This is a genomic window from Nonomuraea sp. NPDC003804 (assembly GCF_040610675.1).
GTDB lineage: Bacteria > Actinomycetota > Actinomycetes > Streptosporangiales > Streptosporangiaceae > Nonomuraea.
Map to the genome: position 1 here is coordinate 1 of NZ_JBEXMT010000112.1, position 1,311 is coordinate 1,311.

General features: G+C 41.1%; 1 protein-coding gene. It reads right to left on the reverse strand.

The genetic code is table 11. The features are described 5' to 3' along the window. A partial coding sequence (locus ABZX22_RS45155; protein WP_354923525.1) for a hypothetical protein occupies positions 1–1,161 on the reverse strand: 1,161 nt, incomplete at its 3' end. Positions 1,162–1,311 lie beyond the last annotated feature (150 nt).

The window sequence follows — 1,311 nt, forward strand, 5'->3', positions numbered from 1 at the left end:
AGCCGCCTTCTTTTTTGACGCAGACACCTGCTTTGCCACGCGAGAAAGATGGACAAAGTATGCACGGTCATTGGTTTGCCTGTATCTTTCATCATATGAAATTGAGAGATAGTTACAACTTATGAACCATGGCTTTTGAACTTGGGTTTGATCGAAAATAGATTTTGCATACTCCAAAAATCGAATTGCCCGCCCATAATCCTTTCTATCAGCACACAGAAAAACACCCAAAAACATAGACAACGACGCATGAGCCGCCGTCCCAATTAGATAGCGATAATCATATTCAATAGACTCAAGAGCCTCTTCGTAGGCCCGCTGAATTTGATCGAGAACATTAACATTCCCCTTGTAGAATTTCCAAATTCCACTTTTTAGAAGCCGCGCCTTCTGAAGAGCGACATATGGATGGTTCGTAATCAACGAATGCTCATTCAAGTCCCGGATATATCTCTCAAACTCGAGTTTATCCCCCCTCCTAACGCACACCACCGCCTCACCATAAATAGAAAATAACTCAGCAATAACTATTTTATCAATATAATTACGCGGCTGCCATTCATTGACATTCTTATGAAGTGCAGAATTAGCATCAAGCGTTGTTTCAAGCTGCTCAAGCTTCTTCCTCATGCGATCCTTATGCTGCTTTATCTTATCGCGCAGATTACTCAACTCAAATCGATCCGGCAGCAACTTAATCAACACAAATCTCTTCGCAAACTCATTAAGCTCGTAATACTCCCCAGATTTCGTAAGAATAAGGCGCTCAAGAAGAAAATTGCACATCTTCTCCGCATCAGAGACCTCAATCTTTGCCAATCTACTGATCGAATACAATTCAATTCGCTCATCATAAAGAGATATGATGCACATCACATCATCAACCGGATACCCAGACTCCGACAAATAGCGCAGTGCCGCATCGAATGTATTTTTATACATGAAATTCGCGACCATCTCGGAGTTCTTTGAACGCATACTCTCCAAGGATTGCGTTAACTGGGCAAACGTAATTACATTGTTGTGAAGACCATTCAAAGCCTGCACGATAATGAGAGCATTGCCCTTTGATGTCTCAAGAAGGGACTCAGCCATTGCTCGAGTCAGAGAAACATTAAATCCCTCCGATTCAACTATATTCTCAACAAAAGAAATCCCCACATCATCCTTCTTGAACTCCCGGATATGAATCTTTTCCTCACACTGCTCCTCATTCCTCGAAGTTATTATAAATTGAACATTCCGAGGAAGAGATTTAACGAAGGCAAATATTTTTTCTGCTCATCCGAATTGATATTTTCAATATTATCA